The 24,070-nt window shown below is 70.0% G+C and carries 19 protein-coding genes; 11 read left to right on the top strand and 8 right to left on the bottom strand.

From position 1 onward, the window contains the following. Nucleotides 1-99: 99 nt before the first annotated feature. Nucleotides 100-711 (top strand): TetR/AcrR family transcriptional regulator, encoded by a 612-nt coding sequence (locus AB0N61_RS09505; RefSeq protein WP_363363466.1) that lies wholly within the window; start codon nucleotides 100-102, stop codon nucleotides 709-711. A gap of 6 nt (nucleotides 712-717) precedes the next feature. Here the strand turns inward: AB0N61_RS09505 and AB0N61_RS09500 are convergent, their stop codons facing one another. Beyond that, nucleotides 718-1,581, bottom strand: coding sequence for an IclR family transcriptional regulator (locus tag AB0N61_RS09500; RefSeq protein ID WP_363363464.1), 864 nt, complete (start codon nucleotides 1,579-1,581; stop codon nucleotides 718-720). 62 nt (nucleotides 1,582-1,643) lie between these two features. On the opposite strand from AB0N61_RS09500, the gene dhaK reads away from it, so the two are divergent. The 4 genes from dhaK (at nucleotide 1,644) to AB0N61_RS09480 (ending at nucleotide 7,099) form a co-directional block, all read left to right on the top strand. Next, nucleotides 1,644-2,636, top strand: a complete 993-nt coding sequence (gene dhaK, locus AB0N61_RS09495; protein WP_363363463.1) for a dihydroxyacetone kinase subunit DhaK — start codon at nucleotides 1,644-1,646, stop codon at nucleotides 2,634-2,636. Nucleotides 2,637-2,644: 8 nt separating this feature from the next. Continuing rightward, nucleotides 2,645-3,277: a dihydroxyacetone kinase subunit DhaL gene (gene dhaL / locus AB0N61_RS09490; RefSeq protein WP_363363461.1), complete on the top strand. Its 633-nt coding sequence runs from the start codon at nucleotides 2,645-2,647 to the stop codon at nucleotides 3,275-3,277. Continuing rightward, nucleotides 3,277-5,742: a phosphoenolpyruvate--protein phosphotransferase gene (gene ptsP / locus AB0N61_RS09485; protein ID WP_363363459.1), complete on the top strand. Its 2,466-nt coding sequence runs from the start codon at nucleotides 3,277-3,279 to the stop codon at nucleotides 5,740-5,742. The genes dhaL and ptsP overlap by 1 nt, the downstream gene beginning before the upstream one ends. A gap of 67 nt (nucleotides 5,743-5,809) precedes the next feature. Further along, on the top strand, nucleotides 5,810-7,099 hold the full coding sequence (locus AB0N61_RS09480; RefSeq protein WP_363363457.1) for a hypothetical protein: 1,290 nt from the start codon (nucleotides 5,810-5,812) through the stop codon (nucleotides 7,097-7,099). A gap of 55 nt (nucleotides 7,100-7,154) precedes the next feature. On the opposite strand, the gene AB0N61_RS09475 is transcribed toward AB0N61_RS09480, so the two are convergent. From AB0N61_RS09475 to AB0N61_RS09460, 4 genes are all read right to left on the bottom strand, one after another. Next, nucleotides 7,155-8,474 (bottom strand): MFS transporter, encoded by a 1,320-nt coding sequence (locus AB0N61_RS09475; RefSeq protein WP_363363455.1) that lies wholly within the window; start codon nucleotides 8,472-8,474, stop codon nucleotides 7,155-7,157. Between the two features lie 158 nt (nucleotides 8,475-8,632). Continuing rightward, entirely contained in the window at nucleotides 8,633-10,042 is a 1,410-nt protein-coding gene (locus AB0N61_RS09470; protein WP_363363453.1) for a dihydrolipoamide acetyltransferase family protein, read from the bottom strand. Beyond that, a complete protein-coding gene (locus AB0N61_RS09465; RefSeq protein ID WP_363363451.1) occupies nucleotides 10,039-11,067 on the bottom strand; it encodes an alpha-ketoacid dehydrogenase subunit beta in 1,029 nt (342 codons plus the stop codon). The genes AB0N61_RS09470 and AB0N61_RS09465 overlap by 4 nt, the downstream gene beginning before the upstream one ends. Then, nucleotides 11,064-12,164 carry a thiamine pyrophosphate-dependent enzyme gene (locus AB0N61_RS09460; RefSeq protein WP_363363450.1) on the bottom strand — a complete coding sequence of 367 codons (1,101 nt, stop codon included), beginning with the start codon at nucleotides 12,162-12,164 and terminating at the stop codon, nucleotides 11,064-11,066. Before AB0N61_RS09460 ends, AB0N61_RS09465 begins: the two co-directional genes overlap by 4 nt. A 151-nt stretch (nucleotides 12,165-12,315) precedes the next feature. On the opposite strand from AB0N61_RS09460, the gene AB0N61_RS09455 reads away from it, so the two are divergent. From AB0N61_RS09455 to AB0N61_RS09445, 3 genes are all read left to right on the top strand, one after another. Next, nucleotides 12,316-12,753, top strand: a complete 438-nt coding sequence (locus AB0N61_RS09455) for an Lrp/AsnC family transcriptional regulator (protein ID WP_363363448.1) — start codon at nucleotides 12,316-12,318, stop codon at nucleotides 12,751-12,753. Between the two features lie 150 nt (nucleotides 12,754-12,903). Then, nucleotides 12,904-14,349, top strand: a complete 1,446-nt coding sequence (locus AB0N61_RS09450; RefSeq protein WP_363363446.1) for an aldehyde dehydrogenase family protein — start codon at nucleotides 12,904-12,906, stop codon at nucleotides 14,347-14,349. After that, the gene (locus AB0N61_RS09445) at nucleotides 14,346-15,809 is read left to right on the top strand and encodes a GMC family oxidoreductase (RefSeq protein ID WP_363363444.1); all 1,464 of its coding nucleotides are present in this window, start codon (nucleotides 14,346-14,348) and stop codon (nucleotides 15,807-15,809) included. The genes AB0N61_RS09450 and AB0N61_RS09445 overlap by 4 nt, the downstream gene beginning before the upstream one ends. A 77-nt stretch (nucleotides 15,810-15,886) precedes the next feature. Here AB0N61_RS09445 and AB0N61_RS09440 read toward each other — a convergent pair whose 3' ends face one another. From AB0N61_RS09440 to AB0N61_RS09430, 3 genes are read right to left on the bottom strand one after another with little or no spacing between them, the layout of a single operon-like run. After that, nucleotides 15,887-17,530 (bottom strand): amidohydrolase, encoded by a 1,644-nt coding sequence (locus AB0N61_RS09440; protein ID WP_363363442.1) that lies wholly within the window; start codon nucleotides 17,528-17,530, stop codon nucleotides 15,887-15,889. Nucleotide 17,531: 1 nt separating this feature from the next. Further along, nucleotides 17,532-18,371, bottom strand: a complete 840-nt coding sequence (locus AB0N61_RS09435) for a molybdenum cofactor biosynthesis F family protein (RefSeq protein WP_363363439.1) — start codon at nucleotides 18,369-18,371, stop codon at nucleotides 17,532-17,534. A 33-nt stretch (nucleotides 18,372-18,404) separates the two neighbouring features. Continuing rightward, nucleotides 18,405-19,862 carry an APC family permease gene (locus tag AB0N61_RS09430; RefSeq protein WP_363363437.1) on the bottom strand — a complete coding sequence of 486 codons (1,458 nt, stop codon included), beginning with the start codon at nucleotides 19,860-19,862 and terminating at the stop codon, nucleotides 18,405-18,407. A 243-nt stretch (nucleotides 19,863-20,105) separates the two neighbouring features. Between AB0N61_RS09430 and AB0N61_RS09425 the strand changes: the two genes are divergently transcribed. The 3 genes from AB0N61_RS09425 to AB0N61_RS09415 all read left to right on the top strand — a co-directional run bounded on the left by AB0N61_RS09425 (nucleotide 20,106) and on the right by AB0N61_RS09415 (nucleotide 24,025). Then, complete coding sequence (locus AB0N61_RS09425) at nucleotides 20,106-20,852, top strand: SDR family oxidoreductase (protein WP_363363435.1); 747 nt, start codon at nucleotides 20,106-20,108, stop codon at nucleotides 20,850-20,852. A gap of 185 nt (nucleotides 20,853-21,037) precedes the next feature. Next, the gene (locus AB0N61_RS09420) at nucleotides 21,038-21,853 is read left to right on the top strand and encodes an SDR family oxidoreductase (protein WP_363363433.1); all 816 of its coding nucleotides are present in this window, start codon (nucleotides 21,038-21,040) and stop codon (nucleotides 21,851-21,853) included. 528 nt (nucleotides 21,854-22,381) lie between these two features. Continuing rightward, on the top strand, nucleotides 22,382-24,025 hold the full coding sequence (locus tag AB0N61_RS09415; protein ID WP_363363431.1) for a DUF222 domain-containing protein: 1,644 nt from the start codon (nucleotides 22,382-22,384) through the stop codon (nucleotides 24,023-24,025). Nucleotides 24,026-24,070: the final 45 nt, after the last annotated feature.

The following is a 24,070-nucleotide window of genomic DNA, read 5'->3' as shown; positions in this document are numbered from 1 at the left end:
ACGCCCACGCTGGCGGTAATTTCAGACCGATCGGTCAGGAATACGATCTCAGATCCGCCCGCGAATGGCAACTCATCCGGAGACTGACAGACTGGGCCCATGGCACAGCCCGGAATCGAGGCGCCGGCCCCCAAGCGCGGCCGGCCAGGTTACGACCGCGAGCAGGTGCTCGCGGTCGCCGTCAAGGTCTTCAACGAGCACGGGTACGACGCGACGAGCGTCGCCGACCTCAGCGCGACTCTGGGGCTGACCAAGTCGGCTCTGTACCACCACTTCGAATCGAAGTCGGCGATCCTCGAGCTCGCGCTGAACGATGCCCTCGATGCGCTCGAGGCCGTGGTGGATGACGCGACAGCGCGGCATCCGCGGGCCTCCGATCGGCTGCGGGCGATCATCCGCGGCGCGGTGCGTGTGCTGACCGAGAAGCTGCCCTCGGTCACGCTGCTGCTGCGCGTGCGAGGGAACGGCGATGTCGAGACCTCTGCGCTCGTGCGCCGACGTGCGTTCGACCAGCGCGTGACGGCCATCGTCTCGGAGGCGCAGACCGAGGGACTGATCCGCGACGACGTCGACGCGGCGGTCGCCACCAGGCTGATCTTCGGCATGATCAACTCGGTCGTCGAGTGGTATCGACCCGGCGGCCCCGTCGACCCCGAAGAGCTGGGGGAGGACATCCTGCGGGTCAGCCTCGACGGACTGCAGTCGCGCTGAACGGGCTCAGTCGTCGGCCGGCGCCACGCGAGGGGGCCAGCTGGTCGCGCCGAGCTCGCGGGAGATGTTGCGCGCCGTCTCGCGCAGCGCGTTGAGCAGGGCATCCGAGGCGGGGCCGTGCGACGTGGGCATCACGACCGCGACCGCGGCGACGATGTCGTTCGACGCGTCGGCGACGGGTGCGGCGACGGACGACTCTCCGAGCACCGCCTCATCGGTCTCCGAGGCGCTGCCCCGCTCGGCGATGGCAGGCAGGTCGAGCAGCAGTCGGGCGACGTCGGTGATCGTGTCGCCGGTGAGGCTGTGCAGCGGCCGTTCGAAGGCGGTGCGCTGGAAGCCCAGATCGTGCGCCAGCAGCACCTTCCCCATCGCGGACGCATGAGCGGGAATGGCCACGCCGGTCTCGAGCATCTGCTGGCTGTCATCCGGGCGCAGGTCGTGGTGGATCACGAGCACCTCGTGGAAGTGCGGCGCGCCGAGACGCACGGGCAGGTTCGTGCGGCGCGCGAGCTCCCGCGTCCACCGCATGGCTCTGGCTCTGACGTCGAGCGTGTCGAGATAGACGTTGCTCAGTCGCAGCAGGGTGGGGCCGAGCATGTAGCGCTGCCCGCCGCGCTCCTTCGCGACCAGTCCGTGCTCGCGCAGGGACTTGACGATCCCGTGCACGGTCGACGGGGGCAGGCCCAGAGCGAGAGCGAGATCGGTGATGCCGAGGTGGCGCGCGCCCTGCAGCAGTTCGAGCACCTTGGCGGCGCGATCGATGGCCTGGATCATCGCGGCTCCTCCCTCCGGATCGTCGTCGAGCCGGGCGGTCGCGTCGGTCGTCAGGTCGATCTTGACAACTCGACTGGGCCCGAGCATATTCGACATTGACGAATAACTTTCCAATATTGCGGAAGATCGTCGCCGTGGAGATCAAAGGAGATCGAACGATGAAGAAGCTCATCAACAACCCCGCCGATGTGCTGGTCGAATCGCTGCGCGGCGTCGCACTCGCGCATCCGGAGCTCTCGGTCGACCTGGAGACGCACGTGATCACCCGCTCCACGCCGAAGGCGGAGGGCAAGGTCGCGATCGTCTCGGGCGGAGGGTCGGGGCACGAGCCGCTGCATGGGGGATACGTGGGCGTCGGGATGCTCGACGCCGCCGTGGCCGGTGAGGTCTTCACCTCGCCCACACCGGATCGGGTCCAGGCCGCCACGAAGGCCGTTGACCGGGGCGCCGGCGTGCTGCACATCGTCAAGAACTACACCGGCGACGTGCTCAACTTCGAGATGGCGGCCGAGCTCGCCTCGATGGAGGGCATCGATGTCGGCACCGTGATCGTCGACGACGACGTGGCGGTGCAGGACTCCCTCTACACCGCAGGGCGCCGAGGCGTCGGTCTCACGGTGCTGCTCGAGAAGCTCGTGGGCGCCGCGGCCGAGGAGGGGCAGGACCTCGACGCCGTCGTCGCCCTCGCGACGCGCATCAACGGGCAGGGGCGTTCGATGGGCATGGCCCTCACCAGCTGCACGGTTCCCGCGGCCGGCAAGCCGACCTTCGACCTGCCCGAGGATCAGATGGAGATCGGCATCGGCATCCACGGCGAGCCTGGTCGGCACCGCGAGCCGCTGGCCCCGGCATCCGAGATCGCCCGTCAGCTCGTCGAGCCGATCCTCGCCGATCTCGACGCCGCAGGGCCCGCGATCGTGATGCTCAACGGCATGGGCGGATCGCCCCTGATCGAGCTGTACCTCATGTACGGCGAGGTGGCCGCGCTGCTCGAGCAGGCGGGGGTGCAGATCGCCCGCAACCTCGTCGGCGACTACATCACGTCGCTCGACATGGCCGGGTGCTCGCTCACGGTTCTGAAGGCCGACGACGAGCTGCTGCGGATGTGGGACGCCCCGGTGAACACGCCCGGACTGCGATGGGGAGCATGATGGCGTCGATGGACACCTCGGCCCTGGTCGACTGGATACGGCGCTTCCGCGATGTGACCGCCGAGAAGCGGGACTGGCTGACCGAGCTCGACTCGGCGATCGGCGACGCAGACCACGGTGCGAACATGGCGCGCGGCATGGATGCGGTGGTGGCGAAGCTGGACGCGGGGGTGCCCGCGACGGTCGACGAGCTGTTGAAGACCGTCGGCATGACTCTGGTGAGCTCGGTCGGAGGGGCCAGCGGCCCCCTCTACGGCACGCTGTTCCTGCGGATGGGCATGGCCGCGGGGCCGGTGACCGAGCTCGACGCCGCCGCACTCGCCGGCTCCCTGCGAGCCGGCCTCGACGGCATCGTCGCGCGCGGCAAGGCCGAGGCCGGCGACAAGACGATGTTCGACGCGATGGCACCGGCGGTCGACGCCTTCGACTCCGCGATCTCCGGCGGGGGAGATCTGGCGGCGGCGGCCACGGCGGCCGCGGAGGCTGCCGCAGCGGGCCGGGATGCCACCGAACCGCTCGTCGCCCGGAAGGGGCGCGCGAGCTACCTCGGCGAACGCAGCGCCGGTCACCTCGACCCCGGCGCCGCATCCACGACGCTGCTGTTCGAGTCGCTCGCTGAGGCCTCGAGGGACTCGTCCTGATGATCGGCATCGTCGCCGTCTCCCACAGCGCTCGACTCGGGGAGGCGGCACTCGAGCTTGCCCTGCAGATGGTCCACGGCGGGGGAGCGCAGGTGAGGGTCGCTGCAGGGGCCGGCACGGATGCCGACGGCGCTCCCGTCCTCGGCACGGATGCGGTCGCGGTCGCGGCGGCGATCGACGAGCTCTCGGATGACTGCGACGGGGTTCTGGTGCTCATGGATCTCGGGTCCGCGGTGCTCAGCGCCGAGCTGGCGCTGGAGCTGCGGGCGAGCGTTGTGCCCGTGCGACTCGCTCCCGCCCCGTTCGTGGAGGGGTTGCTGGCGGCGGTGGTGTCAGCGGCGGCCGGAGGCGCGCTGGACGACGTGGCTGCGGAGGCCACGGGCGCGCTCGCTGCGAAGACCGGCCAGCTCGACGACCCGTCGGCGGGGTCCGCCACGGTCGAGGCCGCACCGGCAGACCGAGCGGGAGCCGTGACGCGGACGGTCATCGTGCGGAATCCCCTCGGCATCCACGCGCGACCGGCGGCGCTGATCGCTGAAGCGTCGGCAGGTGCAGACGTGCAGCTTCGACGAGTCCCGAGCGGGCCGGAGGCGTCGGGTGCGAGCCTGACTCGACTGCTGACCCTCGGCGCCAGACAGGGCGATCAGATAGAGCTGTCGGCCCTCGGCCCCGACGCCGAGGGGGCCCTCGAACGACTCGTCGCCCTGTTCGACGACGGATTCGGCGAAGGTGTGGATGAGGTGGCGGCTGCATCGGGCTCGGCCGAGACGCGCGTTGCCGACGCCGCCCCGGACTCCCCGCCTGTCCGGTCGGGGGACGTGCTGCGCGGTCGGGGTGTGAGCTCAGGCCGGGTCGCCGCCGAGGTCGTCTTCCCCGCGGCGCCGATGCAGGAGCCGGATCGCAGCGCGGTCGTCGCCGACAGCGAGCGGGAGGAAGAGGTGTCCGTGATCGAGTGGGCCGCGGTAGCTGTGGCGGAGGAGCTGCGCGCGCGTGCCTCCGCGGCCACCGGCGAGGCGCGGGAGATCCTCGATGCCTCGCGTCTGCTGGCCTCCGACCCGGAACTCGTGGCCGAGGCGACGGAGCTGGTGCGGTCACGGGGGCTCACGGCAGCGCGAGCGATCTGGGAGGCGTCGGCGGCGCACGAGAAGGCACTCGTGGCTCTCGGCGGGCGGATGGCTGAGCGAGCGGCCGACATCCGCGACGTCCGTGATCGGATGATCGCGGAGATCCTCGGGGTCCAGATGCCGGGCGTTCCCGACCGTGTCGAGCCTTTCGTGCTGGTCGCGCCCGACCTCGCGCCCGCGGATACGGCGGCGCTGGAAGGCGGAAGCTGCGTCGGGCTCGTGACCGAACAGGGCGGGCCCACCTCTCACACCGCGATCATCGCCCGCTCGCTCGGCATCCCCGCCGTGGTCGGAGTGGCCGGCGCGACCGGCATCCCGCGGGGTGCGGTGGTGCTGGTCGACGGCGATCGGGGCACGGTCGAGGTCGATCCGAGCAGCACGGTGGTCGCAGAGGCGAAGGCCGCGGCGATCCCGGTGCCTTTCGCCGGCGAGGGGGTGCTCGCCGACGGCCGTCGCATCCCGCTTCTCGCCAACGTCGGGGGAGCGGCCGAGGCCGTCCTCGCCGCGGCGTCGAATGCCGAGGGGGTGGGGCTCTTTCGCACCGAGTTCTGCTTCCTCGACCGCACGGACGCGCCCACCGTGGACGAGCAGGTCGCGGCGTATCGAGGGGTGCTCGCCGCGTTCTCTGAGCGCAGGGTCGTGGTGCGCACGCTGGACGCGGGCAGCGACAAGCCGCTGCCGTTCGCGAACTCGGATGCCGAAGAGAACCCGGCTCTCGGCGTGCGCGGACTGCGGATCGCACGCCGATCTCCAGCGCTGCTCGACGATCAGCTGCGGGCTCTGGCGCTCGCCGCGAAGGCGGAGTCGGCACTCGTCGAGGTGATGGCTCCGATGGTGGCGACGGTCGACGAGGCCCGCTCGTTCGCGGAGCGCGCGCGAGAGGCAGGACTCGACACGGTGGGGGTGATGATCGAGACGCCCTCCGCGGCGCTTCTCGCCTCGGAGATGCTCGAGGTCGTCGACTTCGTGAGCATCGGAACCAACGATCTCGCTCAGTACACGCTCGCTGCGGATCGGCTGCTCGGAGAGCTGGGTGACTTGAACGACGCGTGGCAGCCTGCCGTGCTCCGACTGATCGGCGCAGTGGGCGCGGCCGGGCGACGGTGGGCGCTGCCCGTGGGAGTATGCGGCGAGGCCGGGGCCGATCCGACGCTGGCCGCTGTGCTCGTGGGGCTCGGGGTCACGTCGCTGTCGATGACGCCGCGCGCGCTCGGCCGCGTGGCGGCGGCGCTCGCCGCGGTGACGAGTGAGCAGTGCGATGCAGCCGCCCAAGCGGTGCTCTCGGCGGCCACCGCGGCCGACGCGCGTGCGGCGGCAGCGGCCGTGCTCGGCGGCGAGTGAGGCGCCCGGGCCTAAGCTCCGAGGAGCGAGCGTCTGCCGCGGCGCACGAATGAGTCGGAGGGTTCACATGCATCTCATCACCACGCGACCGGCACGAGGGATGGTCGCAGCGATCGGCATCGGCGCGGTGGTCATCCTGAGCGCGTGCGCCCCGAGCCCGCAGGCATCGTCTTCGCCGTCACCCTCGCCAGCTCAGACGACCGCGGCTCCCGAGCCCTACGCCGGACCGGTCGTGTTCGTCGGCGACGAGCTCGACGCCTTCGCGCTCTCTCCCGAGGAGATCGTGGGGATCGTGCCGGAGGCCGCCGACGTCGGCGATCTGTCGCCCGTGCTCGAACAGGTGTCGGATGGCGGGGGCGCGCCTGCGGCTCCGCCGATCTGCGACGCTCTCTACGCCGAGCAGTCACTCGGCAGCGTCGGAGCGCGAACGGTCGAATGGAATGTGCCGACCGACCCGACCTACGGTTTCGGGCGCATGACGATCATGCAGTTCGCCGACGAGGCCCAGGCCGCGGGGCGCATGGACCAGTTGCTCCAGGCGGCCGAGCAGTGCGCGGAGTTCACGAAGGAGGGGACCGCCTCCTTCGACGCCGTGATCCCCGATGGCTCCGAGAACGCCCGGGCCTTCGCGGGCTCGCTGGTCGATGAGACGCCCGATTGGCGGTCGTTCAGCGCGTTCGCGTCGACCGGGAACGTGATCGTGCAGCTGTGGCAGCCCTTCACCGGCGATCGCACGTTCGATGCCGAGGCGGCGGCGCTCCTGCTCCGCGAGCGCGCCGAGGAGGCGCGGTCCGGGCTGATCGAGGAGCTCACGGCGAACCCGCCCGTCGCCGAGACGGATCCGTCCGGCGATCCGGGAACCGTCTGGAGCGACTGGCAGATCGGTGTCGGTGGCGTGGGCCCTCTTCGCCTCGGCGACTCGGTCGATTCCGCGATCGCCGCCGCCGGTGACGACGTGCAGGTCGTCGAGCCCGAGTACGACGGCGGTCCGTGGAGGCTCGTCGCCCCCGGGGAAGCCGGGACGATCCTGGTGCGTCCCGTCGAGGCCGGCGACGCGGTCTGGTCGATCACGGTCGGAGATGATCGCGGCCTCGGCGAGGACGTCGCTGATGGAGCTGCTCTGCCCTCGCGGGGTGACATCCGTCTCGGAGCCCCTGTGGCGGATGCGATGGCGGCCTACCCCGGAGGCACGGTGTTCGAGGTCGTGTCGTCGGGGGAGCACTATTACGCGGTGACGACGCGCGACGGGCAGGTCTTCGCGTTCCACGGCGACCGGGACGTGCGCGAGGACGGCGCGACGATCGTCGGCATCACGGTCGAAGATGCGACCGCACGACAGGTCCCGGTCTTCGGATGACGAGGCGGGCCGGTCGGGTGACCGACCGGCCCGCCCGTACTCGCGGAGACGCGGGTCAGGCGTGCAGGTCGACGCCCTTGGGCTCTTTCACGATCGATACGGCGATGAGAGAGATCAGGGCCGCCACCGCGATGTAGACCCCGATGGTCCAGGCGGCCTGGAACTGGTTCATCAGAGCCTCCGCGATCATCGGGGCGAACGCACCGCCGAGGATCGCGCCCAGCGCGTACCCGATCGAGACGCCCGAGTAGCGGACTGAGGCGGGGAACATCTCGGCATAGAGAGCGGCCTGCGGACCGTAGGACAATCCCAGCGCGAAGGTCATCACGAACAGCGCCACGAAATACCAGAGGATGTTCGCCGTGTCGATCAGGAACCACATCGGCACCGCCCACACCGCGAGCGCGATGTATCCGATCTGGAACGTGCGGACCCGCCCCAGACGATCGGAGAGATGCCCGCCCCACAGCGTGAAGATGAGCCACCCGAACGACGCCAGCGTCGTCGCCAGCAGCACGGGAGGACGCTCCATTCCGAGGGCGGTGACGGCGTAGGTGGCGAAGAACGCGATGAGCAGGTATCCGGCGGCGTTGTTGCCGATGAAGATGAGGGCGGTCAGCACGACCTGCTTGGAGTTCTTGCGGAACAGAAGACCCAGCGGCGCGGAGGCCTCCTGGCGGCGACGACGGAGATCCTCGAAGACGGGGCTCTCGTCGACGGCGCGTCTGATCACGTAGCCGACGGCGATCAGCACGATCGACATCAGGAACGGGATCCGCCATCCCCACTCGAGGAACGCCTCGGGGGACATCGAGCTCGTCAGGACCCAGAGCGTGGCGGTCGCGAGGATCATGCCGATGGGGACGCCGATCTGCGGGAAGGCCCCGAAGAGCCCTCGACGGGTGGTGGGTGCGTGCTCCACGGCCATCAGTGCCGCTCCGCCCCACTCGCCACCGGCCGAGAATCCCTGCAGGATGCGGAGCACGATGAGCAGGATCGGTGCGGCGACGCCGATCGCGGCATAGGTCGGCAGCAGACCGATCAGGGAGGTGGAGAGACCCATCATCACGAGCGTGAAGACCAGCATCTTCTTGCGGCCCAGCTTGTCGCCCAGGTGCCCGGCGACGATGGCTCCCAGGGGGCGGAAGAGGAAGGAGATCCCGATCGTGGCGAACGAGAGGATCTGGGCGAACCCGGGGCTCTCCTCGGCGATCGGGGCGAGGAACAGCGGGGCGAGGACGAGACCCGCGGCCTGCGCGTAGATGAAGAAGTCGTACCACTCGATCGAGGTGCCGACCAGGGTGCTGGCGAGGACGCGCCGCTCCTCGGCGGGCATTCGCGCCGTCGAGTCGCGCGCGGATACTGCTGACGTCATGAAGAACTCCATTGTTCTGCGGTGGGGAGGGAGCGGCGCTGCGTCGCCCCGATTACTTACCGAATGATCGGTCAGTAATCGTCGAGCGTAGCGCACCGCCGTCGGGTGCCCAAGCCCCGGTCCGCACCATCGCGGTTCGACCGTCGTCACACCCGCCGTCACACCCGCCCGAACGCGCGCAGCGGATGCTCGATGAGCTCGGCGACGCGACGGAGGAAGCTCGCTGCATACCCGCCGTCGCACACGCGGTGATCGAACACCAGCGACAGCTGAGCGATGCGGCGCGGGACGATCTGACCGTCGACCACCCAGGGGCGCTCGACGATGCGGCCGATGCCGAGGATCGCGACGTCGGGGTGGTTGATGATCGCGGCCGAGCCGTCGACGCCGAGCCCGCCGTAGTTGTTGAGGGTGAACGTCGACCCGCGCAGGCGCTCCGGCGGCATCGCTCCCGCGCGAGCCGTCGTCGACAGCTCGCGCAGCGCCGCGTCGAGCTGCTCGACGGTGAGTTCGTGCGCCCGCGGGATGACGGGGACCAGCAGGCCGCGCTCGGTGTCGGCGGCCACGCCCAGGTTGACACCGTCGAAGGAGATGATCTCGGACGCATCGTCGCTCAGGCGCGACGCGAGTACCGGATGCTCCTGGAGCGCGAGCACGACGAAGCGTGCGACCAGCGCGGTGATCGATGGTGCCGTGCCGCCGACCGGCGCCATCTCGGCGCGCAGACTCCAGAGCTCGGTCGCATCGACGTCGACCCAGACCGTGGCCTCGGGGATCTCGGAACGGCTGCGGGTCAGTCGCGCGCTGACCGCCTTGCGCAGTGGGGACATCCGCTCACGAGACACCACGGCGAGCCCGTCGAGATGCTCGGCGTCCGAGCCCTGAGGCTCCTGACCGTCGCGGCGGTGCTGCGCTGCGGCTCCGTCGACGGCATCGTCGACGGCTGCCGCCAGGACGTCGGCGCGCGTGACGGCGCCGTCCGGGCCGGTGGGTGTGATGGCGTGCACATCGAGCCCGAGGTCGCGGGCCAGACGCCGGACGAGCGGGGAGCGGACCGCGACGGGGCGTCGGGTCGGCGTCGTCGTGTCCTGTTCCTGGCGCGGTGTTCCGGATGCCGGTGCGGCCGCGGCCGTCGCTGTGGCCGCGGCTGTCGCCGTGACCGTCGCCTTCGCGCGCCGCCGACCGGTCGCTCCTGCGCGCTCCGAGGTGCCGTAGCCGATCAGGACGTTGCCCGATCCTGCCCGCTCCTCCTCTCGGTATGCCGCGTGCTCAGCAGCGTGCGCATTCCCCTCCGAAGCCTCAGCCGTCAGGGGAGCGGACTCATCGGCGACTTCGAGCACCGGTGCGCCGACGTCGATCGTCTCGCCGGGTTCTCCGTGCAGCGCCGTCACCACGCCGGCGAAGGGCGAGGGCAGCTCGACGACGCTCTTCGCGGTCTCGACCTCGGCGATCGCCTGATCCGTGACGATCGTGTCGCCCACGGAGACGAGCCATTGCACGAGTCCGGCCTCGGTCAGTCCTTCGCCGAGGTCCGGCAGCCGGAAGACCCGGCCGGTCAGCGCGGTCATGACTCGTCCTCCCAGTGCAGCGTGTCGATGGCATCCAGAACGCGGTCGACGTCGGGCAGGTACCAGTGCTCGAGCTTGGGCGGGGCATAGGGGGTGTCGAATCCGGTGACGCGGCGCACCGGTGCCTCCAGATACTCGAAGCACCGCTCGAAGACCCGTGCCTGGATCTCCGAGGCCACGCTGGCGTAGCCGGGCGCCTCGGCGATGACGACCGCGCGCCCGGTCGCGCGCACGGCGGCGGTCACCGTGGCATCGTCGAACGGCGACAGCGATCGGATGTCGACGACCTGCACGCTGCGACCCTCGGAGGCTGCGACATCGGCGGCTTCGAGAGCGAGGGGCACCGAGGCGCCGTACGCGAGCAGCGTGACGTCGGTGCCCTGGCGGGCGATGCGAGCGGAGCCGATCTCGGCCGTCACCGAGGTGTCGACCTCGCCCTTCGTCCAGTACAGCTTCTTCGGCTCGAGGAAGATCACCGGATCGGGCGAGGCGATCGCCGCGCGCAGCAGCGAGTACGCGTCCTGCGGCGTCGAGGGGCTCACCACGGTGAGTCCGGGGGTATGCGCGTAGTACGCCTCCGACGAGTCGCAGTGATGCTCGACACCCCCGATGCCGCCGCCGAAGGGGATGCGGATCACTAGCGGCATCCGCACCGCACCACGCGTGCGGTTTCCGAGCTTCGCGACATGACTGACGATCTGCTCGAATGCCGGCAGCGCGAAGGCGTCGAACTGCAGCTCGACGACGGGGCGCATCCCGTTCATCGCCATGCCGACCGCTGTGCCGACGATGCCGGACTCCGCGAGCGGTGTGTCGAAGCAGCGGTCCTCGCCGTATCGCGCCGTGAGCCCGTCGGTGATGCGGAAGACCCCGCCGAGCGCGCCCACGTCCTCGCCGAACACGACGACATCGGGGTCGCCCTCGATCGCATCCGCGAGGGCGAGGTTCAGCGCCGCGGCCATGCTCATGGTCGAGACCGACACGGCCCCGGTGTCGACGCGGGCGTCATCGTGGGCGATGGTCATCGTGCTCCTCCGGTCGGTTCGTGAGTGCGTTCGATCTCGCCCCTCAGCATCTGCCACTGCTCCTCGCGCTGCGGCGAGCGGGCCTCGGTGACGAAGCGGAACAGGTCTTCCGGGTCGATCTCGCCATCGAGGTTGAGCGCCTCTCGCATCGCGGCAGCGGTCTCCTCGGCGTGGGCCGCGTGCTCGGCCTCGCGGTCGCTCGTGAGGGCGCCGGTGGTCGTCAGATGCGCTCGCAGTCGGGTGAGAGGATCGCGGGCGACCCACGCCTGGACCTCGGCGCGCTCGCGATAGCGGGTGTCGTCGTCGGCGTTCGTGTGCGCCTGCATCCGGTAGGTGTGGGCCTCGACGAGAGTCGGTCCGCCACCCGAACGAGCACGCGCGACAGCCTCGCCGAGCACGGCCAGCACGGCGGCGACATCGTTGCCGTCGACGCGCTGCCCCGGCATCCCGTATCCGATCGCCTTGTGGGCCAGCGACGGCGCGGCGGTCTGGCGACTGAGCGGCACCGAGATGGCGAACTCGTTGTTCTGCACGAAGAACACGACGGGGACGTGGAAGACGGCGGCGAAGTTCAGGGCCTCATGGAAGTCGCCTTCGCTGGTCGCACCGTCGCCGCACAGCGCCAGGACGACCGTCTTCTCTCCGCGCTTCTTCGCGGCGTAGGCGAAGCCGACCGCGTGCAGCAGCTGCGTGGCGAGCGGAGTCGCCTGAGGGGCGACGTGATGCTGTCGCACGTCGTAGCCCGAGTGCCAGTCGCCCTTCAGCAGCACCATCGCCTCGGCCGGTGCGACGCCCCTGGCGATCACCGCGACCGAGTCGCGGTAGGTCGGGAAGAGCCAGTCGTCAGCGCCGAGCGAGAGCGCGGCGCCGATCTGGCAGGCCTCTTGACCGTGCGACGACGGGTACACGGCGAGGCGCCCCTGCCGCACGAGAGCGCTGGCCTGATCGTTGATGCGGCGCCCCTCGACGAGACCCCGATAGGCGTCGAGCAGGGTGTCGGCATCCGGCAGCGAGAAGCGCGGGTCGTCGACGATCCCGCCCTCTGCGTCGATGAGCTGCACCGCTGCATCGCGCGGGAGCAGATCTGCGTGTTCCATCCGTTCGCCCTCCTTGCCGAACCCGATGAGGCCAGCATGCTCTGCGGGCGACAGTCGTCCAAGAACAATCGGTGCATCGTGGACGAATGCGGGCAGGTTGCCGATCCTCGTGACGAAATGTCAGAATTCAGGCGGAGGACGAAGGGGTTCCATGATCACGCTGGACGACACCGATCACGCGATTCTCGAGCAGCTGCGCATCGACGCGCGAGCATCGATGACAGCCATCGCCGAGGCCGTGCACATCTCGCGAGCGGGCGCCCACGCGCGGATCAAGCGGCTGACGGATGCCGGCATCATCACCGGCTACTCGGTGCGCACCGACCCGGTGCTGCTGGGCCATCACGCGAGTGCGTACGTGACCCTCGCGATCGAGCAGGCGACCTGGCAGGAGGTCAGCGCCCGGCTGCGGACGATCCCCGAGATCGAGCACATGGCGCTGGTCGGCGGTGACTTCGACGTCATCCTGCTCGTGCGCGCGAGCGACGCCCGTGACCTGCGCCGCATCGTGCTGGAGGACATCCAGGCGATCCCCTCGATCCGCTCCACTCGCACGACCCTCATCTTCGAGGACTCCACTCTGATCTGAGCAGGTGCCGATCTGAGCAGGTGCGCAGGCCATCCCTTCGCACTCGGACATCTGCGGCGCACTCCTCGACAAGTGCGCTCCGGCACCGCGTTCGACAATGAGACGACCCGCCAGTTCCGTGGCACGCGTCCCGCTCGAAGGAGAGTCCCGATGTCCGAATCCGCCGCATCCGCAGCCGCCGCGCTGCTCGACCGCATCCAGGCGCCGGAGGGCGCAGGGCGAGACATCCCGGATGCCGCCACGCGGGAGGTCATCGGTCGTGCGCCGGAGCACTCGGTCGGCGACCTCGACGATGCGATCGCGCGGGCGCGCGCCGCCCAGCCCGCCTGGGAGGCCCTCGGCCACGAGAGGCGCAGCGAGCTGCTGGTCGCGGCTGCCGACGCGATCGACGCGAATGCCGAGGCGCTCGCACACCTGCTGTCGCGCGAGCAGGGCAAGCCCCTCAACGGCCCCAACGCGCGTTTCGAGCTGGGCGCATGCTCGGCCTGGCTGCGCACCAACGCGGCGATCCCGCTCGAGTCGCAGGTGCTCGTCGACGACGAGACGCTGCACGCCGAGCTGGTCTACAAGGCGGCAGGGGTCGTGGGGGCGATCGGCCCGTGGAACTGGCCCCTCATGATCACGATCTGGCAGATCGGTCCGTCGCTGCGGATGGGCAACACAGTGGTCGCGAAGCCGAGCGAGTACACGCCCCTGAGCGTCCTGGCGATGCTGGCGGTGATGAACGACGTGCTTCCGGCCGACGTGCTGATCGGCGTCTCGGGCGACCGCGAGGTGGGGGCGCGCCTCGCATCGCACCCCGACATCGACAAGATCATGTTCACCGGATCGACCGCCACCGGACGCCGCATCATCGAGAGCTCGGCCGGCAACCTCGCCCGCCTCACGCTCGAGCTCGGCGGCAACGACGCCGGCATCGTGCTGCCGGGCACCGAGGTGTCGGCGATCGCCCAGGACCTCTTCTGGGGGGCGTTCATCAACACCGGTCAGACCTGCGCGGCCATGAAGCGTCTGTACGTGCACGAGTCCGTCTACGACGAGGTCGTCGACGCGCTCGCCGAGATCGCGGCGGCGGTGCCGATGGGCAACGGGCTCGACGAGAACAACGTGCTGGGCCCCCTGCAGAACCGTGCCCAGTTCGACATCGTGTCGCGGCTCGTCGAGGAGGCGAAGGGGCGAGGAGCCCGAGTCGTCACCGGCGGCGAGGCGGCGCCCGAGCTCGGCGAGCTCTTCTATCGCCCCACGATCATCGCCGACATCGACAACGAGGCCGCCCTCGTGCAGGAGGAGCAGTTCGGTCCGGCGCTTCCCGTGATCCGCTACAGCGACGTCGACGAGGCGTTCGCCCTCGCCAACGCGGTCGACGTCGGTCTCGGTGCATCGGTGTGGTCGAGCGATCCGGATGTCGCGCGCGAGGCCGCGACGCGCATGGAGTCGGGCACGGTGTGGATCAACTCGCACGGCGGGCTGCATCCGATGGTGCCGTTCGGCGGCGTCAAGAGCTCGGGCTACGGTCTGGAGTTCGGTGTCGAGGGACTCAAGTCCGTCGCCGTGACGCAGGTCGTGTCCGGCCCGGGACGCAAGGCGCAGGCATGAGGTCGGCGATCGTCGTCGGGGCGGGGACCTCGGGTGCGATCATCGCGCGACGACTGGTGGATGCGGGCGTCGAGGTCACGCTCATCGAGGCCGGAGGATACGACTCGAACCCGGCGATCCACGACCCGTCGAGGGCGGGGGAGCTCTGGCACTCCGCCGATGACTGGGACTTCTTCACCGTGCCGCAGGCGCACGCGGGCGGGCGCCGGCTGCACCTGCCGCGAGGCAAGGTCACCGGAGGATCTCATGCGCTCAACGCGATGATCTGGGTGCGCGGCGCTGCCTCCGACTACGACGCCTGGGAGCGCGCCGGCGCCACCGGCTGGGGGTGGAGCACGGTCGAACCCGTCTTCGACGCGCTCGAGCACGATGTGCTGCCCGTCACCGACGACTACGAGCTCTCGCCGATCCAGGCGTCGATCATCGACGCGGCCGTCGAAGAGGGCCTTCCTCCCAATCCGAACTACAACGGCGGCACCCTCGACGGCGTCTCGCAGCAGCAGGTGACGATGCGCGACGGCAAGCGGGTCAACACGTGGATGGCGTACGCGCAGCCCGTCGTCGACCGGCTCACGATCCTGACCGAGCGCGAGGTGCACTCGGTGATCGTCGAGGAGGGCCGTGCCGTCGGAGTGCGACTCGGCTCCGGCGCCGACTCCGAAGAGCTCTTCGCCGATGAGGTCGTGCTGTCGGCAGGTGCGATCGGATCGCCGGTGATCCTGCTGCGCTCGGGCATCGGCCCCGCTCAAGAGCTCGCCGCACTCGGCATCCCCGTCGTGCTCGATGCTCCGGGCGTCGGCAAGAACCTGCACGACCACCTGCTCTCGCCGGTCATCTTCACGACCGAGCGACCGGTGGGGCCGCCGCAGCCCGGCGTCTCGGTCACACAGTCGCACCTGTTCTGGCGCAGCCGCGACGACCTGGCCGAGCCCGACACGCAGCCGATCCACTTCTCGGTGCCGATGTGGGGTGAGCTCGAGCCCCGCGGCGACGACGGATTCACGCTCATGGCCGGCCTCGTGACGCCGCACAGCCGGGGCGCGCTCACCCTGTCGGGTCCGGATCTCGACGATGCGCCGCGGATCGACCTCGCCGCGCTCGAAGACGACAGGGATGTCGCGGCTCTCGCGGCATCCGTGCGTCAGTGCCGCCGGATCGGTGCACAGCCCGCGCTCGCCGAGGAGTGGGGGGCCACCGAGGTATACCCGGGACCCGAGGTGCCGGACGACGGGATCGAGGACTGGGTGCGGCGCACCGCCATCACGTATCACCACCAGGTCGGCACCTGCCGCATGGGATCGGATGCCGAGGCGGTCGTCGACGCGCTGCTCCGCGTGCGCGGTATCGAGGGGCTGAGCGTGATCGACGCCTCCGTGATCCCCACCGTGCCGACGGGCAACACCAACGCTCCCGCGGCGATGATCGGCGAACTGGGCGCGAGATTCCTGCTCGCCCGCTGACATCGGACCCGCACGCGAAGCCCCCTCCTGCTCGGTGCAGGAGGGGGTTTGGCGCAGGAGGGGGTCGGCGCGCCGGTTCAGCTCGCGGTGTAGACCTCGCGACCCGCGAACCAGGTGGAGCGCACCGCGGTGTGCACGATCTCGTCGGCCGGGCCCGCGATCGCATCCCGCGCCAGCACGACGAAGTCCGCGGACTTGCCCGGCGTGAGCGATCCGGTCTCCGCACCGAGGCCCATCGCGGTCGCGGCGTTGATCGTGAAGACCTCCAGGGCCTCCTCGGGCGTGATCGCCTGTTCGGGCCAGAGGACGCCGGATGCGCGGCCGAGCGGGTCGGCGCGCGTGACGAGCCCCTGCAGCCCCTCGAGCGTGTTGGGCGATTCGCTCACCGGCCAGTCCGAGCCGCCGGCGACGAGTGCGCCCGCGTCGAGCAGGGCGCGGTTGGGCTGGGAGTGCTCGGCGCGGTCGCCGAGCACCTCGGCCAGCGCCTGCGGGATCACTCCGGGGAACCAGATGAACGGCGAGATGTCGGCCGAGACATCGAGGGATCGCAACCGCGGGATGTCGTCGGGGGCGAGGAACTGCCCGTGCGCGATCTGGATCGGGGTGGTGAACCCCTCAGCCCGGATGTGCTCGGCGACGTCGAGCACGAGACGTGCCGACCCATCGCCGGTGCAGTGCACCTTGGCGCCGAGTCCCCGCTCGGCCACCGACCGCAGCCAGGTGTGCAGCTCGTCGAAGTCCATCGTCGTCTCGCCGTGGAAGTGGGCGCCGTGCACGGCATCCGCCACGTACGGCTCGAGGAACGACGCCGTCCGCGCGGGCGGGACGCCGTCGAGGAAGATCTTCACGAAGTCCGGGCGATGGTGCGGGGTGCGGAACTGCTCGCCGCTGTCGATGAGAGCGGCGCCGATCGGATCGAATCCGAAGATCTCGTCGTTGATCAGCAGCGACGACACGACCCAGGCGCTCAGCTCCTGCGACCGGTCGAGCGCCGCGAGCGCGGCGAGGATGTCGGTCGACACCCCGGCATCCTGAAACGTCGTGATGCCGAAGGAGTTGAGGATCTCGACGCCACGGCGGGACGCCGCGATGTGCTGTTCGTGGGTCAGCCCGCCGCTGCGGTCGTACGCCTCCTGCACCGGGATCCCCGCCGCCTCGAGCAGCACCCCGGTCGGCGTCCCGTCGTCGGGATCGAGCACGGTGACCCCGCCGGAGGGGATGCTGTCGGCGGTGATGCCCGCGAGTTGGAGAGCCCGAGTGCTCGCCCACCTGTTGTGCCGCGAGTCCTCGACGAGCACGACGGGGCGTCCGCCGGCTGCCTCATCGAGACGCGTCCTGGTCGCGGTGTTCGCCAGCGTCGGCAGCAGAGTCGTCGACACCGGGCCGCCCACGATCCACGCGTCCGGTGGCAGGGAGGCGGCCTTGTCGCGCACGAGGTCGAGGACGTCGTCGAGGGGGAGCGACGGCGGCAGTGAGAGCTCGAACAGCTCGGTGCGTCCCGCGAGGGCGTGATGGTTGTGCACGTCGACGAAGCCCGGGTAGACCGCGGCATCCCCGACGTCCAGCATCCGCGTGTCCGGGCCCTGGTGCGCGCGCATCTCGGCCCTCGTGCCGACGTCGAGGATGCGCCCGTCGCGTACCGCGAACGCCTCGACGACCGGTGCCCGGCGATCCGACGTGCGGATCACCGAGCCCGTGACGATGAGCTCGGCCGCCGCCATGTCAGAGGGCTCCGAACTGCGCCGGCTCGAGCCCGTCGGCGTGGTGTGTCGTCGAGAGCAGACGCCCGTGAGCGCCGAACGTGAAGTGCGTGGGCACCTCACCGGACTCGTCGAGGCCGAACAGCACTCCGTGCGAGCGGATCGCGTTCACGTCGCGGTGGTCGGCGATCGTGACCGACGCGCACGGGATGACCTTCTCGCGCCAGGCGAAGACGTAGATCCCGGGGCGCACCTCCCACACGCTGTTCTCGTCGGTGTCTGCGAGCCCGCGCTCGGGGCCCGCGAGACACTGCCACGAGTACCAGCGCTCGGAGAGGTAGACGTGCTCGTAGGCGTGCTCCTCGCTGTAGACCCACTCGACCCGGCGGCCGATGAGCGTCGTCGTCGGCGCGGGCTCCGTGCCCGTCACCGACGCGCCCTCGATGGTGCTCGGTGCGAAGACGTGCTGCACGCGGGTGCGCCCCTGCTCGGGAGCGGGCAGGATCACCGAGATGACGGCGAGGGCGCGACCGTGGCGCAGGTCGACGATCAGAGACACGGCCTCGTTCGGCAGGTAGTTGTGGTGGAACTGCACGAAGAACAGGTCGTCGTCGACCTCGAACGCCTCGTAGTCGTCGGTGTCGGATGCTGGCGCCGTGGAGTCGTCGCCACCGGGGCGGTAGTCCCAGGTGACCGTTGTGTCGGCGAACCGGTGCGAGATGCGGGTTCCCCGCGCGTCCACGACCGTGATCTCTCGACCGCTCAATGCGATCGTGTGCGGGGCCTTGTTCGCGTCGAAGCCCGGTGCGAGCCCCTCGAGCGGAAGCCAGGTGGAGGTGTCTGCGGGGTTCAGGGTCGTCATGATTCTCCTTGGGTGGGTGGGAACGGGCGACCGTCAGCGATCGCTGAATCGCTCGAGGTCGGATGCGAGGCCCTCGTACACGGCGGGCCGGGAGCGCTTGAGGTAGGCGCCGTAGACGATGCCGCCGATGAGCGCCACGACCAGCAGCAGCGGCATGAGCCGGATGGCCAGCTCTTCGGAGCCGGCGACGATGTTGAAGTTCACGATCGCGAGCACCGAGATCGCGGCGATGCCCAGGAATCCGATTCCCGGGGCGATGAAGGTGCTCCACCATCGCGGGTGGCCGGCTCTGCGGAAGTACACGACGATCGAGATCGCGGCGAGTCCCTGCAGGATCAGCACGCTCAGGGTGCCGAAGCCGAGCATCGCCGGCACCAGGGTGAGGATGGGGTCGGCTCCGGCGATCGCGAAGATGATCGCGACGATCGCGGCGAACGACGCCTGCACGATCCCGGCGAGCTGCGGCGCCCCGTTGCGACGCGTGCGGGCCAGGCCGTGCGGCAGGATCCGCGAGCGTCCGAGGGAGTACAGATAGCGCGTGGCCGAGTTGTGGAACGCGAGCATCGCGGCGAACAGGCTCACCAGCAGGAGGATCATCATCACGGTGGTCAGTGGGCCGCCGAGGTACTGCTGAGACAGGCTGAAGATCAGGTCGCCCGTGGGCAGGTGCTCGAGAGCCGTGGCCTGCGCCTGTGCGACCCCTGTCGCGCTCACCACGGCCCACGTGGTGACGCCGAGGATCACGCCGATCGCGATGATCGAGGTGTACGTCGCCCGCGGGATCGTGCGCAGTGGCTGCTTCGCCTCCTCGCTGAACAAGGCGGTCGCCTCGAAGCCGAGGAAGCCCGTCGCGGCCAGGAGCAGGCCGATCGGCAGCGACCCGGAGAACACGGCCTCGGGACTGAAGGCGGCCACGTCATATCCGGTCTGCACGAGCACCGAGATGTCGAAGATCACGAGCATCAGCACCTCGAGCACGAGGCACACGCCGAGGATCTTCGACGAGAAGTCGACGCCGATGCGGGCGAGGACGAAGCACACCGCGATGGAGAGCAGACCCCAGATCAGCCAGTGCACGTTGAGCCCGGTGAGGTCGCGGATGATGTTCTGCATGAAGAATCCGCTGGTCCCGATCGTGCCGACCACGAAGAAGTTGTACCCCAGCGTGGCGATCAGTCCGGCGATCAGACCGCCCGTGCGGCCGAGACCCTTCACGACGAACGCATAGAACCCTCCGGCGTTCACCAGCTGCTTCGACATCTGCGCGTATCCCACCGCGAACAGCAGCAGGATCGCGGCCACGAGGAAGAAGGCCATCGGCGTGCCGCCGCCGTTCCCGAGGGCGATCGCAAGCGACGCGACGACCACGATGCCGGTCAGGGGCGCGACGGCGGCGAGGACGAGGAAGACGATTCCCGCGACGCCCAGGGCGCCCGGTCGAAGAGAGGTGTGGTCCTGTCGCGTCGTGGACGCGGAGATCGGGTCTGCCACGGCAGCTCCTTTGCTCGGTGACGGCCGTGTCGGCACGGCATCGACGGCGAGGGGTTCGTCGATACAGCGAGTCTGCTCGCGCCGGGAGCGCGGCGGTTGACGCTGAGCGAAGGACGATGGTGCCAGCGCGCACAGCCGTGCCGGTCGTGTTCCGGCCCCCCACGCGGCGGAGCAGGATGACCGTGATGACACCGCCGTCCTCCCGGAGCGCCGCCGGCGCAGCGGCGACGTCTCGAGGAGATCATGGACCTGCAGCTGACCGGCACCACAGCGCTGATCACCGGCGCCGCGAGCGGCATCGGCCGAGCGACCGCCCGCGCGCTCGCCGCGGAGGGAGTGCGCGTGGCGCTCCTCGACCGCGATGCGCAGGCGCTCGCAGAGACGGCACGCGGATGCACCGGCGCGGTGATCCGGGTGGTGGATGTCACCGACGAGGCACAGGTGGTCGAAGCGGTCTCGACGTCCGTCGAAGAGCTCGGCGGGCTGGATGCGGTCGTGTGCTGCGCAGGGATCTCCGGTCCCGTCGGGTCGTCGATCGAGGAGATATCCCTCCGCGACTGGAACGCCGTGTTCGCGGTCAACGTCACCGGGGCCTTCCTGGTGCTGGCGCACGCGCTTCCCGCACTGCGCGCGTCGGCGTCGGCATCCGTCGTGCTGCTCGCGAGCGACTCCGCGTTCGTCGCCTCGCCCGGCATGGTGCCGTACTGCGCATCGAAGGCGGCGCTCGTGCAACTGGGCCGATCGTTGTCGGTCGATCTCGCGACGACCGGCATCAGGGTGAACACCGTGGCGCCGTCGATCGTCGACACCCCGATGAGTCGCGGCGACCTCGGCGCGCAGGCGTTCGACTCTCCGCCGTTCAACGTGCAGTCGCCCGTGGAGGTCGCCGCGCATGTGTTGTATCTCGTGTCTCCGCGCAGCAGAGGGATCAACGGCACCACCATCCTCAGCGACTTCGGGTACTCGGCCCGGTCAGGATTCCCCGCGTGATGATCTCGGGGCGACGGATCTGCGCGCGAGCGCGGCAAGAGCGCGTGAGCGCGTGGAGTGCGCGTGAGCGCGTGGCGTGCGCGTGAGCGCGTGGCGTGCGCGTGAGCGCGTGGAGTGCGCGTGAGCGCGTGGAGTGCGCGTGAGCGCAGGGAGTGCGCGTGAGCGCAGCGAGAGCAGGAGCAGACATGGGAATTGCAGTCGGATCGACGGTCTCGGGGCGCGTCATCGTGATCACCGGCGGAGGGACCGGCATCGGCGCCGCGATCGCCGAACGGTATGCCGCTGAAGGGGCGCACGTCGTGGTCGTCGGACGCCGGCCCGAGCCGCTGCGCGCGGTGGCCGACGCAGTCGGCGCTCACCCGATCATCGCGGATGCCGCTGACACCGCATCCGCTCAGGCCGCGGTGGCGGAGGTTCTCGCCACATTCGGTCGCCTCGATGTGCTCGTCGCGAATGCCGGCGGACACGGTTTCTCGCCGGTCGCCGACACCGACGACGAGAGCTGGGAAGCGGCGATCCGAGCGAACCTCACCACGGCGTTCGTCATGGCGAGGGAGGCGTTGCCGGCTCTGATCGAGGCGAAGGGACAGATCGTGGTCGTGTCGTCTCTGGCTGGTCTGTTCGCGGGACCTTCCGTGGCCGGCTACACGGTGGGCAAGCACGCGCTGATCGGCCTGACACGGACTCTCGCGCGCGACTACGGACGCAAGGGCGTGCGGGTCAATGCGGTGTGCCCCGGCTGGGTGCAGACGCCGATGGCCGATGACGAGATGGACGAGTTCGCCACTCATGCCGGGCTGGGCTCTCGGGAAGAGGCGTATGCGACCGTCACGGCGGACGTGCCGTTGCAACGCCCGGCGCGGCCGGCGGAGATCGCCTCTGTCGTGCGGTTCCTCGGATCGGGGGAGTCGTCGTATGTGACGGGTGCCGTGATCGTGGCGGACGGCGGCTCGCACGTCGTGGATGTGCCGACCATCGCATTCGACCGGGCGGGGATGTAGCGGCTGTTCTTCCGTTTCAAGAGTTCCGCGGTTCTTTGCTCCGTCGCCCCGTCGCCCCGTCGCCCCGCCGCTCCGCAGTTCCGCAGTTCGGCGGTTCCGCGGTTCCGCAGTTCCGCAGTTCGGCAGTTCCGTCGCTCTTTCGCCTCCCCGTTTCGCAGCTCCGTCGCTCGGCCGCCCCGCAGTTCGGCAGTTCCGTCGCTCTGAGCTCCGTCGCCTCGCCGTTCCGCAGTTCCGCAGTTCGGCCGTTCCGTCGCTTTGTCGCCTCGCCGTTTCGCAGCTCCGTCGCTCCACAGCTCCACAGCTCCGCAGCTCCGCAGGTCGGTCGCTCCGTCGTCGCTCCGCAGCTCCATCGCCTCGCCGCCTCGCCGCCTCGTCGCCTCGCCGCCTCGCCGCCTTGTCGCCTCGTCGACTCCTGAGATGCCTCCCTCGCCGCGGCATTCTGGGAGATTGGAATACGTGGTCTGATCTGGGGTAAATCGGGCTGGTTTCGGGGGTCGAATGTCGGTGGTGCCGGGTTGACTGTGGGGTATGAACAGCACTGCGGAGCGTTTGGATCGGGTCATCGCCGACCTCGATGCGGTGCTGTCCGATGATGCTTTGGCCGGGTTGAGCGACGCGGACCGGATCATGGTGCTGCAGGGCGCGGGGGCGGCGTTTCGGCGGGCGGAGGCGGTGATCGTGGAGACGATCGCGACCGGGGATCCCGGTGACTTTCCGCACTCGGCGGGGTGTCGGGGCATGAACGAGCTGGTGCGGCGGACGGTCGGGGTGGATGTGCGGGGTGCGTTCCGGGTGGACCGGGTGGTGGATCTGGTGCGCAGGCCGGTGAGTCTGGCGGGGGAGCGGATGCCGGCACGGTGGTCGGAGATGCGTCTGGCGTTGCTGGACGGGGTGATCGGTGTGGCGGGGTTTCTGGCGGCGACGGGTCCGATCGAGCGGGTGTGGGACCGGTTGGGGGTGGATCAGCGGTTGGCGGCCGATGTCGCCTTGGCGGGGTTCGCGCGCGGGCACGGCCTCGACACGGACGACCCGGACCCGGATGCGGGCGCGGATGCGGATGCGGGGCCGTCGCCGACGACGCAGGACCTGAAGGCGCTCGGGGAAGATCTCGCGTCGATGCTCGACCCCGATGGGGAAGAACCCAAGGACGAGGAGGCGCGGCGTAAGCGTGGCATCACGATCGGTCGGCTCCGGGACGGGGTGCATGCGATCCGTGGGTATCTGACCCCGGAGGCTGCCGCGCAGTTGCAGCTCATCATCGACGCACTCCTCAACCCCAAAGGCGACGGCCCGCCCCTGCCCGGGGTGCACTTCACCCCGACCGATGCAGGCGAGGACGCCGGCGACGGCGCCGATGCAGCCGCCTCCGAGGACGGAAGTCCAGACGCGGATCCGTTCAACTCCGATCCGCGGTGCGTGCTCGATGACCGCACCGCGGCGCAGAAACGCCACGACGCTCTCGCCGCCGCTCTCGCGATCGCCGCCCGCCACAAGGACATGCCCACGCTCGGTGGCGCATCACCGGTGCTCGTCGTGACCGTCGACGCGAAAGACCTCGCCCATCACGCGGGCGGCTCTGCGTTCGGCACGAACGCGGGCGGTGCTGCGGTCGGTGCGAGCGCGGGCGGTGCTGATTTCGGTGCGAGCGCGGGCGGTTCTGCGTTCGGTGCTGCTGTCGGTGCGGGCGCGGGCAACGGCGGGTGGGCGGGTAACGGTGGGTGGGCGACGATCCCCGGATCCGGCGCGCACGTGCCGGTCTCGGTCGCTGCGCAGACTGCGTGCGCGGGAGTGATCCAGCGGGTGCTGATGGATGAGGGGCGCATCATCGGGATCAGCACCACCGACCGGGTGTTCACCGTGCACCAGCGGCGCGCGATCATCGCCCGCGACAAGGAATGCCTCATACCCGGATGCCACGTTCCCGCAGCCTGGTGCGAGATCCACCATGTGACCGAGCATGTGCGGGGTGGGCCGACGCATACCGACAACGGTGTTCCGTTGTGCTGGTGGCATCACCGCTCCCTCGGCACCTCCGGGTGGGAGATCCGCATGAACGCGGGGCTACCCGAAGTCCGCGGGCCGAGCTGGTGGGACCCCGCCCAACGCTGGCGCACACCACGACTCAGCCTCCCCGCGCTGGGCAGGCAGAGACGACTAGTTCGCCCGGGATGACACGGGTCGGACCGTCCGGCTGGTCGCAATCGTTCTCGCGAGCCT

Source organism: Microbacterium sp. NPDC089320, from assembly GCF_040684875.1.
Taxonomy (GTDB): domain Bacteria; phylum Actinomycetota; class Actinomycetes; order Actinomycetales; family Microbacteriaceae; genus Microbacterium.
The sequence above is the reverse complement of the archived record's forward strand: the minus strand, read 5'-3'. Positions and strand labels throughout refer to the sequence as shown.